The organism is Calothrix sp. FACHB-168, assembly GCF_963889195.1.
In the GTDB taxonomy this organism is placed as follows: Bacteria; Cyanobacteriota; Cyanobacteriia; order Cyanobacteriales; family Nostocaceae; genus Aulosira; species Aulosira anomala_A.
Map to the genome: position 1 here is coordinate 1 of NZ_CAWPNJ010000101.1, position 9,926 is coordinate 9,926.

Here is a 9,926-nt window from a genome sequence, read left to right on the forward strand (position 1 = left end):
GTTGATAAACCTACATTATCCCTACTGCAACAAATCGCCAAACAACAAAAGACAATACTGGTTGAATATTCAATTATTTATAATGACTTCAAAATCCAGGGAAAAGGAGAAACCAAAGAATCAGAACTCTACATTTGGGTAATCAAACCCACTGGTGAAGTTACCTTCCGCAAAGCTGACCTCAAACCTTTATGGCAGAAAGAGAATACAACTTTAGATGAATTAGTCACCCAAAGCCGCGAGTCAATCGGTGTCAGAGGTCGGGGTATTTTTGTAACTCACAACCCCAATCCCGCCAAAGTAAAACAACGCTTTCAACGACTTCACCAACTACTAATTAATCCCATCGCCGACCTTCTTCCCAAAAACCCTGATGAGCGAGTCACATTTATCCCGCAATCATCTTTATTCCTCGTTCCCTTCGCCGCGTTACAAGATGAACAAGGTAAATATTTAATTGAAAAACACACTATCCTCACTGCCCCAGCAATTCAAGTATTAGATTTAACTCGCCAACAACGGCAGAAAGTTTCCGGTAATCAAGCCCTAGTTTTGGGTAATCCTATCATGCCCAGCGTTCCCCCTAAAATTGGTGAAACACCACAACAATTAACTCCGTTACCAGGTGCGGAGAAAGAAGCAAAAGAAATAGCACAACTGCTAAATACCAAAGCCATCACAGGAAAAGAAGCAACCAAAGCCGCTTTCATTCAAAAATTACCCCAAGCGAGATTTATTCATTTAGCAACCCACGGCTTACTTGATGATTTTAAAGGTTTGGGTGTCCCTGGTGCAGTGGCTCTCGCCCCTGATGGTAAGGATGATGGCTTGCTAACTGCGAATGAAATTTTAGATTTAAAAATCAACGCTGAATTAGTTGTTTTAAGTGCTTGCGATACCGCCCAAGGTAAACTCACAGGCGATGGTGTAATTGGGTTATCTCGCGCCTTAATTTCTGCGGGTGCGCCGAGTGTAATTGTTACATTATGGTCAATCCCCGATAGTCCTTCGGCGTTATTGATGGGGGAATTTTATCGTCAGTTGCAGAAGAATCCAGATAAAGCACAGGCATTGCGTCAAGCGATGTTAGTCACCATGAAACAGCATCAAAACCCAAGCAACTGGGCGGCATTTACTTTGATTGGGGAGGCGAAGTAATCAGGACTACTCTTCATAAAAAAGTGGACTGCAAAAAAGCATTAAGTTTCCCAAGGTTGGGAATGGTGTGGTTGCTCCCCACCCAGATATATAATGCAAAAAAATACTGCATTTTTGCAGTAACCATCACCCCAGGAGTGGGATGGGAGTTCTGCCACCATTCCTACCATTCCCAAGCTTGGGAATGGCGCGGTTAATTCCCACCGGAGATATGGGTCATCGTTCCAAACTGATGGACAAGGAACTAACTAAGAAAACAAAGTAAGAAACGGTAGCCTTAGTAAACGCTAACATTGGCTTAAAGTAAAGGTTTGGGGCTGTCAGTGTTGAGCAACTTCCTTGCGAGGTCGTGGCTTCCCAAATTTTTTGGTATAAAGTTTTTATAAAATGATAAGTTGCTCCCTCTTTAATTGTATTGATTAATACAGGAGTTGATTTATGGATAAAGAAGAACTCCTCAGACTTTATAGGGCTGGAAAACGAAACTTTTCAGAAGTCAGACTCAGAGGTATTTTTTTGGATAATGCTAATTTGATAGAAATTGACCTGAATGGATCTGACTTGAGTGGTGCTGATTTGTGTGGAGCCAAGCTCAATAGAGCTAATTTGAGTAATACAAAACTTTGTGGTGCTACCTTGTGTGAGGCAAAATTGACTGGAGCTAACTTAAGTAGAGCAGACTTGCGAGGAGTCAATCTCAAAGGTGCTGGAATTATCGATACTGATTTGACTGAAGCTATTTTGGATGGGGCTGTTCTTGGTGGAGAAGAAAGTGTCATTAAAGGAGCTAATTTTGACAGAGCTTCTCTGCGAGGTGCTAGCTTCATAATGGCTGGTTTGATTCAGACTAATTTCAGAGGTGCAATTTTTGATGGAGCCAGTTTTGATAGTGACTCTGGTTTCAGTAATTGTGATCTCACAGGAGCCAGTTTTCAAGTTGTTAATTTTCAATTTCCGACATCTATCCCTCCAGGCGGCGGACACATCATTCTGCCAGATGGTCAGCGGCTCGGTGGGTAAATTAGCCTCAGATAAGGCGTTGGGCAAGATAACCCTTAGCGGGGATTGAAATGTTCCACAGGTTTAACTGGGCTAAGGCGCAGCCGATAAATCATTCCCAAGGTTGGGAATGGCGCTCTTATCCACCAGAGTAATACTGCAAAAAATTACTGCATTTTCCTACTGCATTGCTTTTGGGAGTATAGTTAATGCAGTAAATTTTTGCAGTAAAATATGACGGTTATTAGTTTTACGAACCTAAAGGGAGGCGTTGGAAAATCCAGCACCGCCGCCCATTTTATCTACTGGCTCTCTGCGGTAAAGAAGAAAAAAGTTTCAGTAGTGGACGCGGACGGGCAGGGAAGCACCTCTACATGGTTGGATTCTTTGGAACTAAAAATTCCCATCCACCGCATCACCGACCCCGACACTTTAGCAGAAGAAATTCCCCAGCTAGAGGAAGATGTAGATTACGTGGTTGTGGACAATGCTGGGAATCTAGGTGAGGCAACCAGATGCACATTACTTACTGCAAAAATTGCAGTAATTCCGGTAACTCCATCAGGACTCGATTTAGTGTCCGCGGCCGCCGCCGTGAAAATGGTGCGGCAGATTCAAAAAGCGAGGAACGGTTTACCCAAAGCAGGGATATTCATCAATCGCGGCATTAGAAATACTAAGTTACTCAAAGAAGCTCAGGAATTGCTAGGTCAGCTTGAGGGGGTAACTGCATTCAAGCAGATAATTTATCAGCGCCAAGCGATCGCCGATGCTTTTCTCCAAAGAACAACTTTGTGGGGAATGAGAGGGACACAGGATGGTGCTGCTGATTATCAAAAGTTATTCAACGAGATTTTGAGGTTGGCGAAATGACTAAGAAACCTCGAAATGCTTTGACGGAATTGGTGTCACAATTCTCGTTTGATGACCTAACACCAGAACCAGAAAAAACAAAATCTAAATCTAAATCTAATTCTAATTCCAAGGAACAATCTTCTTCAAAGCCATCCAAAAAACGAACGCAGAAAATAGATGATAAGCAGAATTTACTGGATAAATTAAAGCACCAATCCAAGACAGAAACCACCCGAATTACCTTGGACTTAGAACCCGAAACTTACGAGCAGTTGAACCAACTTGCTGATTATACTGGGATGACCAAAGCCAAGCTGCTCCGGGCTTTGATTCAAGAGACAGCCAATTTACTGCAAAAAATGCCGTAAAAAATGCAGTAAGAGTTGCAGTAAAAAAAATCCTAAATCTATTAACTTGATGGCGGGGTGGGAAGGTTATACGCCAAGATTATCCTCCCACCGACACAGACCCTGATAATTTTTGGGTATAGTGACAGGTATCTTCGCTATATTTACCCCCAACTCCAAATTAAGAAACTCTAGTAATTAATTTCTTACTTTTGTTTGTCAAAGCCTCATAGATTAAGCTATTTGAGAGCTTCGGTGGCATAGCTTTATTGCGATGTATTGGCTAAGAATGATTTTTTTATTCTTTCTATTGAAGGTATTTGAAAAAATTATAAATAATATGTTGTAGAAATATTTAGAACATCATAAAGTCTTTTAGTAACTTTTTACAACAACTTTAGGTAGAAGTATGAGGGAGTTATTAAATCAAATTGAGGAATCACTAAATCACAAATTTTATTATTTATCACTAATAACTGCACTAACAGTTCCAGATATTGCAGCTAAACTAGAATCTACTGTTAAAGAAGAAGTTGGAGTCAGATATACAAGATGGTTTAACACCTATGTACGCCATCAAACATCAAAACGTATTAATAAAAAATTTAATTTAAGCTTACCTCTTAAGCTTTCTCAATTAACAGGAGAAGATTGCTATTATTTCCGTTGCTCTTTACTTCATGAAGGTAGTAGTGAAAGCCAACGTTCTTCATATAAAAAAATATTGTTTGTTGAACCAGATACTTGCAACTTCAAAGGACATGATTGTACACAAACATCAGAATCTGGAACTTATTTATTAATTGATGTTAAGGAATTTTGTATAGATATCATTGAAGGAACTAAAGAATGGCTCGATAAAGTTGAAGAAACTGAACCATATAAAACTAATTACGAAAAATTTATTAGAAGATATCCAAATGGTTATCCCCCTATTGTCATAGGCTGTCCAGTAATAGGGTAGCTTTACAGCATAATCGTATTTACTCCAACTGTGCCAGACTTTACGAACATTGGCATATATTTTTAGCTGCCAGATGTCTATTTTTGTGTTAGCTCACAATCGAATTATTAAGGCTTGCAGATGTAGGAGTCATAACACAACTGGTACAGTGCTTTAAATTGCTGAATGTGGCGCAAGGAAACTTTTGATTGAAAGTTATTTATTTAAGAACAAGACTTAACAATAAAAGCAATCACTACTACTATGGCAATTAGTAAAATTACTAATCCTTGCTTTTCCAAGGTTTTCTCATGCTCATCAGTAGGTATAGTATCTATATTCTCAACTATAAGACTAGTTTTTGATATTGAATTAGTAAAAATTCTTCCTAGTTGTTGATCAGCAAAGTACAGCCTTAAATTAAACTCTTGTGAGAAAAATATAATCCCATTTTTAGAGGCTATTACCTGATTTATACTGCTTAAATCTAAGTGAAGTTTTTTTTCAGATATAAAGCAAATAATACGCTTATTAGAAAGCACAAGAAAGCTATTTTCTCCTTTATATCTAACACCAGTTGCGTCTATAAGATATTCACCATTTATTAAGAAATTTACTAAACATTTGGAGAGCTGTTCAGGAGAAAAAATCTCTTTTTGTATACCTCCAGGAAGATGGCATTTTTTGCTTATAAAAACTTGAAACTCTTTAGATGTTAGAGAGGACATATCACCTTCTAAGGAAATAGCCTCTTTTTTATAAGTTAGTGAAACTAGTTCACGATAGGTTTTAGTATCGGTTAGACATAAAAATTTTCTCCCATCTTTAAATTCAACGGCTAAACAAAGCTTTCGCTGATTACCACCAGCTAAAGCACCACCAATCAACCCAGCTAAAGCACCTAGTCCCCCTGTAAGTAAACCCCCAGCAATTCCTGCAATAAACGCCCATCCAGCAGTACCAGCAAGTTTTTTGACTTTCTCATCATCTAAAACATCGACATTGGCAACATTATTGTTTAGATTTATATTTTGTGAATTTAAATTTAATTGATAATTATTCAAAATATTAGTTAATTGCCAATCTCCTTCAGAGATGTCACCACCAATTACCCGTACTACTGACATAATTTCTCTTTCCTTAACTAAGAAATTTGTCCATAATATTACCAGTTTTATTAGTTATACACCTAGTTTCTAGCTATATAAGGGGTCACCGTGCCAAAACGGGAAAATTGTACGCTAAGGCTGAAACCCCTATCCATCAAGCATTTGAGCGATACTTATTTACCTTCACTCGCAAAGGGCGCAACTGGTCAAAACTGGTCGCCTGCTTCAAATTCCAGACATAATCACCCGTCAGATTGATATGCTCCCAACCCAAAGGTGATAAATGTTGCAAATGTTCTTCAGGGATATTGACACCCTGTTGTTTCAAATAATCAACAGCTTTTTCTATGTACACCGTATTCCATAAAACTATTGCCGCAACCACCAAATTCAAACCACTAGCCCGATAAAATTGGTCTTCATAAGAGCGATCGCGCACCTCACCCAGACGATTAAAAAACACCGCCCTTTTCAACGTATGTTTCGCCTCACCCTTATTTGTAGCGACCTGCAATACTAATCGCTCAAACCTGCAATCAAGACATTTACAAACCAGGATTATCTGCAACTATAATTGTGCTTCAGCCAGAATTAAATGCAACTGAGCCAGGATTATTTGCAACCAACCTGCAATCATCGGTTTGAGCCAGGATTATCTGCAACTATAAAAGTAAAAAAAACCTCCGTTTTTTTTACTGCTTTACTGATAAGGCTTAGAGAACATTAACCCGTTGGTTTTTCAGTAAAAAAACTCGGTAAATAATTCAAAGTCAATCTATCAAATTCTGACCTGAGTTTTTTGACAAACCCCTATCAATCCTGAAAACCAAGTCCTAGTAAATTGTTGAGCTTATTTGCAAATAATCCTGGTCGAAACGGATGATTGCAGGCTGGTTGCATTTAATCCTGGCTCAGTTCGCACCAGTTGCGGATCATGGATTTCTAGAAATCCAAAGTTTGGCGATACTAACATTTTGTCAGTTGTTCTCCTGGGAGCTTGGGGGTGTAGATTGCTACTAGCCTAATATCTTTTTAGCAGATTATTACTGAATCTACAATCAAACTATGCTGGGAGGATTGGCTGCGTAGTATGGGGGGCGATCGCAACTCCGGGCGCTCTTACATAGATTCCCATTCCCAAGGTTGGGAATCGATAATCTCAACGACAACTGCGATGGACACATTTGCAATGGGAGCATCATTATCCGAAATTACTCAAGATGACTATACAGAGAAAGATTTGATATCGAACATATGCTGCGTTAAATACATTGTTTTTATGAGACTTACGAGCTACTTCAAATAATCTTGAAATTCTAGAACAAGCATGATTAATACTTGTTAATTTTGTGTTAGGTAATACAGAAGTGCTGTATTGTTTGTAGATTACTTATTAAGCTTATTTTAATTTTTTAGAAATCTTCAAAAGTCTAGTTAAAAATCTTCAAGACGCTTCGTTAGGAAAACAGAACATAAACGTTCATAATTAATCAAAAATGCCCAAAGATAAAAAAAAATGGAGAATTTATTCTTTGGAAGTCCCTATGAACTATTATAGCGTTAAGAACATAGCTGTTTTGAGAGAGTAAAATGCCCTTGAAGCAGTAACATAAATGGTATTTTGCCACCACCATTATGAGTTGATTAACGAAGATTTTGGTTGTCAATTCTCCCTTTCACTTGCCTCTTTACGCTGGAAGTCCTCAGCGATATCTAAGATTATCTGGCGTTGCTGATTGCAGCTATGAATTATGTCAGGGCAGATGACGATTCACGCTTACTGTGTGAATTGTGATTGCAAAATCATGTTCAATTCAGCAACGCCAGATAATCTGTGGGCTGAGCTCGTTCACCCAAACACAAGTAACGGGTTTTGATTTCTAAGGGACATATTAGAATCACGCTTCTGGTTTTAGAGGGAAGAGTGAAGTGTGGCTGCATTAAAAACGAGTAAGCTTTTTACAATTTGACCAAGGAGTTTGAGAATTATGACACTACCAATTACAAACCTAAAAGTAATTACGGGCCATAGTGATTCTATTTTGCCCCCACCTGGATATATAAAAGTGCCAGTAGATTTGAACAGAGGCGCTGGAGGTTTATTTATATATTTATGTTATCAAAGATCGAATGGCATTCCAATTACAGGATTAAAATTTCTTGAAGGTGAGGATGCCGAACCTTCAAGTGGAAGTGATTATAACAAAATAGATGTAGACCTGAATAAACGCGCAGGTGGTAAGTTTATATATCTGGCTTACAAGAAAGGTAACGGAAATCCAATTACAGATATTATCTTTCAAGCTACCAAAAAAAACAATCAACAAATACCACGCGATCATAATCAGGTTCCTTACAAGAAGATTGATGTGGATTTGAATAAAGGAGCTGAAGGTGCTTTTATATATACATACTATCTACAAAAGATGTCTGATAAACCAGACCTTGAATTGGATGTCAGTCAAGGAATACAAACAACAATGCTTGAACATCCTAATAGAGAATATGAAGTATCGAGGGCACAGATTGGTCTAGATAGAATGCTAATCAGGTCGCAGAAATTAGAAATGAAGACTACACAAATGAATCCAGGTTTTGAGAATTCTTTTAAGATAACAAGGAAGGAAGGAAGCAAAAAAATCGAAACAGAAAGCTTTGCTGTAGAGATAGGCATTAAGAAATCGAGTGAATCGGGAAAATTTTCCTCTGAAATTAATGCCAAGCTAGGGTACTCTAAGACAACTTCTTTTGAAACATCCCAAGAAACGGAGGTGGAAGAAAGCATAAAAATATCTCCGGTTAATTATTCCAGAACATTTGCCTTTTGTACGGTTATGGATATACTTCGAGTTGTTGCAATTCCCAGTGGAGAGGTACTGGGAAAATTAGAATCTTATAGTTCTCAAAACGGGCGCTTTATCACTAATAAAGAAGGAAAGTGGGAAGTGAATTCAAAAACTCCAAAATAAGAGGATGAAAAGAGAGGGACGATGTAATAAGAGTTATTGTCTTAGCAGAAATTCCCCTGCTTGGGTGCGATCACAAACTTTGAAGAGATAAGACTGCCGTAAATTTATCCAATTAATCGGCATAAACAGCTATATCCCTCAAACGTTCAAATAAGGTGCGAGGGATTTTTACAGTATCAGTGGCTTCAGGTGAAATTATTGTTAGCGAGTAGAGACGTTAGTTATTAATGTCATCAAACTTCTGCACCTCATCTCCCCACACATCCCAAGCGGGGCGGGATTGGCGTGAAAACATTTCCAGCTTCGTCATCCCCGCACAAAGCTTCTCCACCAATTCATAAAATTCAGCAGGCTTGCGACTGTGTTCCCTTCTGGCGGCGTGGAGAATGGTTGGTTCATTGGTTAAAGTTTTCATGGTTGCGAACGCCTTGACCTGTCCTTTTGTAGCCAGTAAACAGTGTTCGGTGCAATTTCGTAACCAATGTCCAGTACCGATGTGCGGCTTTCCCGCTTTGGTGATTTTCTCCCAGGTTAGGATAGTCTTAATCTCAAAGCCCCAGTGTTGAACGCATTGCACTGCCTCCCCCACATGGTTGTTGGTGAACCAAAGCCATAAAACACAACCACTTCGAGAACTTAATTCTGGCAGTGGGAGAGCTAAAATTTCCTCAAGCTTCATGGGTTTGTAAGTTATCCGATTTCTGTGAGTTTCATCCTGACTCCGCAAGCTATAAAACCAAGGGGGGTCGCAAACTATGCACTGATAACTCTTTTCCGGCAATGGAATCTCAAGAGCGTCTAATCTGCCTTCCAGTTTGGCGAGACGCAACAGTAGCCGTTGTTTCTCACTCTCACAAAAGCCCCGCAGGGATTGGAGTTTTGTCAGCGCAGCTTGGTAGTTGCCAAGGTAGTGTAAGGTTTCATGCCTGGGCTTTCCCCCTACGCGGATGCTCTTGACGATTTCGTAATAGTTATGTCCGTCAATTCTGCGTTTGGCTAAGAATGGCATCGTAGTTTAAGTTTTAGACGAATTTCTTTAACTACAGTGATAGCATGGGTTACCAGAATTGTCAGAAGCGACCTGCTGGCATTTTCGATGGCTCAGTACCGCCAGATAGTCATTAATGCAAATAAACCCAATCTTGATTCCCAAGGTTGGGAATGGGAATCGCCGCAGGAACTCCGTCGCTCAAATTCATCTCATATCTTTTGTACATTTCTACTTTTGTTTAAGCGAAATTAACTATAGAATCGTTAAAAAGAGACAAAAACAGCCCTCAAATGCACATTAGTATCGCGGATGACCTCAAGAAAAAATTCTATGCAGCTTGCGCCCGAAGGGGGGTGAAGATGAGCCAAGTTGTGGCAGAACTCCGAAGAGCAGTGTTTACAAGCTAATAATGCTTCTATATCTGCCGACTTGAAAAGATGATAGGTATCTACGGCCAATTCCAATGGCGCAGCTTTGTTATAGGTAATGCAATTTCATGAAAAACTCTATTGTTATAAGTGTCTAATATGTTATCTGATGAGCAACGACGTAGGT

8 protein-coding genes and 1 pseudogene are annotated in these 9,926 nt (G+C 39.2%); 6 read left to right on the forward strand and 3 right to left on the reverse strand.

The genetic code is table 11. The features are described 5' to 3' along the window. The 5 genes from AACW45_RS38180 to AACW45_RS38200 all read left to right on the forward strand — a co-directional run. The coding region (locus AACW45_RS38180; protein WP_190638202.1) for a CHAT domain-containing protein at positions 1–1,158 on the forward strand (1,158 nt) is incomplete at its 5' end. A gap of 438 nt (positions 1,159–1,596) precedes the next feature. Further along, complete coding sequence (locus AACW45_RS38185) at positions 1,597–2,178, forward strand: pentapeptide repeat-containing protein (RefSeq protein WP_190638204.1); 582 nt, start codon at positions 1,597–1,599, stop codon at positions 2,176–2,178. 213 nt (positions 2,179–2,391) lie between these two features. Next, the gene (locus AACW45_RS38190) at positions 2,392–3,030 is read left to right on the forward strand and encodes a ParA family protein (protein ID WP_190638206.1); all 639 of its coding nucleotides are present in this window, start codon (positions 2,392–2,394) and stop codon (positions 3,028–3,030) included. Next, positions 3,027–3,380: a hypothetical protein gene (locus AACW45_RS38195; RefSeq protein WP_190638208.1), complete on the forward strand. Its 354-nt coding sequence runs from the start codon at positions 3,027–3,029 to the stop codon at positions 3,378–3,380. The genes AACW45_RS38190 and AACW45_RS38195 overlap by 4 nt, the downstream gene beginning before the upstream one ends. 388 nt (positions 3,381–3,768) lie before the next feature. Beyond that, positions 3,769–4,323 carry a hypothetical protein gene (locus tag AACW45_RS38200; RefSeq protein WP_190638210.1) on the forward strand — a complete coding sequence of 185 codons (555 nt, stop codon included), beginning with the start codon at positions 3,769–3,771 and terminating at the stop codon, positions 4,321–4,323. Between the two features lie 203 nt (positions 4,324–4,526). Here the strand turns inward: AACW45_RS38200 and AACW45_RS38205 are convergent, their stop codons facing one another. Together AACW45_RS38205 and AACW45_RS38210 are read right to left on the reverse strand one after the other, a co-directional pair. Next, positions 4,527–5,429 carry a hypothetical protein gene (locus AACW45_RS38205; protein ID WP_190638212.1) on the reverse strand — a complete coding sequence of 301 codons (903 nt, stop codon included), beginning with the start codon at positions 5,427–5,429 and terminating at the stop codon, positions 4,527–4,529. A 136-nt stretch (positions 5,430–5,565) separates the two neighbouring features. Beyond that, positions 5,566–5,925 (reverse strand): annotated as a pseudogene (locus tag AACW45_RS38210) (Tn3 family transposase); the annotation flags it as partial. 1,474 nt (positions 5,926–7,399) lie between these two features. On the opposite strand from AACW45_RS38210, the gene AACW45_RS38215 reads away from it, so the two are divergent. Next, on the forward strand, positions 7,400–8,380 hold the full coding sequence (locus tag AACW45_RS38215) for a hypothetical protein (protein WP_190638214.1): 981 nt from the start codon (positions 7,400–7,402) through the stop codon (positions 8,378–8,380). A 217-nt stretch (positions 8,381–8,597) separates the two neighbouring features. Here the strand turns inward: AACW45_RS38215 and AACW45_RS38220 are convergent, their stop codons facing one another. Beyond that, a complete protein-coding gene (locus tag AACW45_RS38220) occupies positions 8,598–9,389 on the reverse strand; it encodes an MT-A70 family methyltransferase (RefSeq protein ID WP_190638217.1) in 792 nt (263 codons plus the stop codon). Positions 9,390–9,926 lie beyond the last annotated feature (537 nt).

What these genes read in the sequence shown, in the direction of transcription:
- AACW45_RS38185 (WP_190638204.1), top strand. Translation starts at nt 1,597, where the DNA reads ATGGATAAAGAAGAACTCCTCAGACTTTATAGGGCTGGAAAACGAAAC.
- AACW45_RS38190 (WP_190638206.1), top strand. Translation starts at nt 2,392, where the DNA reads ATGACGGTTATTAGTTTTACGAACCTAAAGGGAGGCGTTGGAAAATCC.
- AACW45_RS38195 (WP_190638208.1), top strand. Translation starts at nt 3,027, where the DNA reads ATGACTAAGAAACCTCGAAATGCTTTGACGGAATTGGTGTCACAATTC.
- AACW45_RS38200 (WP_190638210.1), top strand. Translation starts at nt 3,769, where the DNA reads ATGAGGGAGTTATTAAATCAAATTGAGGAATCACTAAATCACAAATTT.
- AACW45_RS38205 (WP_190638212.1), bottom strand. Translation starts at nt 5,429, where the DNA reads ATGTCAGTAGTACGGGTAATTGGTGGTGACATCTCTGAAGGAGATTGG.
- AACW45_RS38215 (WP_190638214.1), top strand. Translation starts at nt 7,400, where the DNA reads ATGACACTACCAATTACAAACCTAAAAGTAATTACGGGCCATAGTGAT.
- AACW45_RS38220 (WP_190638217.1), bottom strand. Translation starts at nt 9,389, where the DNA reads ATGCCATTCTTAGCCAAACGCAGAATTGACGGACATAACTATTACGAA.